Annotated in this window: 1 protein-coding gene; it reads left to right on the top strand. The window is 49.2% G+C overall.

All coding sequences use genetic code 11. From position 1 onward, the window contains the following. Window positions 1-15: 15 nt before the first annotated feature. The coding region (locus JCM10914_RS28120; RefSeq protein ID WP_158442491.1) for an amino acid adenylation domain-containing protein at window positions 16-1,017 on the top strand (1,002 nt) is incomplete at its 3' end.

Genomic DNA, 1,017 nt, shown 5'->3' with positions numbered 1-1,017 from the left:
TTGGTCGGTCTTTGCTTGAATAGATCGACTGATCTTATCGTTTCAATTCTAGGCATTTGGAAAGCAGGCGGCGCTTATGTGCCACTGGATCCGGCGTATCCTCAAGAACGTCTGGCCTACATGTTGAAGGACTCCAAAGCTTCGGTGCTGCTTACGTCGGAAGATGTACTTCCCCTACTGCCGCACACGGAAGTGCCAACGGTGTGTCTGGATCAGGAATGGTCTAGGGGTAATGACGCCAAACTTAATTCGGCAGCGACCACGGACAATTTGGCATACGTTATTTATACTTCAGGTTCAACGGGTCAGCCTAAGGGGGTCATGATCGAACACGAAGGAATTAACAACCTGGCGTATGCGCAAATCAATGAATTTGGAATCGGGAAGTCGGACCGGATTCTTCAGTTTGCTTCCGTCAGCTTTGACGCTTTCGTCTCTGAAATGGTCATGAGTCTTTTGTCAGGAGCATGCCTGGTATTGGCTATCCAGGATCGACTGCTCCCAGGTCCAGAATTACTTGACTTGCTGCGGGAGCATGAAATCACATGCGTGACCTTGCCGCCAACCGCGCTTAGTGTCATGAAGCCTATAAACCTTCCAACATTAAAAGTATTAATTATAGCTGGGGAAGCCAGTACGTCTGGGTTGCTATCCGAATGGAATTCCAGCAGGAAGTTGTTTAACGCGTACGGCCCGACTGAATCGACGGTTTGCGCGACGATCCACAAGATTGAGGACGAAGAAGGAACCATTCCGATCGGCCGTCCTATCGCTAATACCCAAACGTATTTGCTGGACCGAAATTTGGAACAAGTACCTATCGGTGTTCCTGGCGAAATTTATATTGGTGGAAAAGGGTTGGCCCGCGGTTATATTCACCGTCCGTCATTAACAGAGGAACGTTTCATCCGTGATCCGCACCGTCGATTTGGCAATCGCCTTTATCGAACGGGAGACTTGGCCAGATATAGAAGTGACGGGGTAATCGAATACTTGGGACGGATGGATGAGCAAGTG

Source organism: Paenibacillus sp. JCM 10914 (assembly GCF_001315105.1).
Classification (GTDB): domain Bacteria; phylum Bacillota; class Bacilli; order Paenibacillales; family Paenibacillaceae; genus Paenibacillus_AQ.
This window is presented reverse-complemented; position numbering and strand designations above follow the sequence as displayed.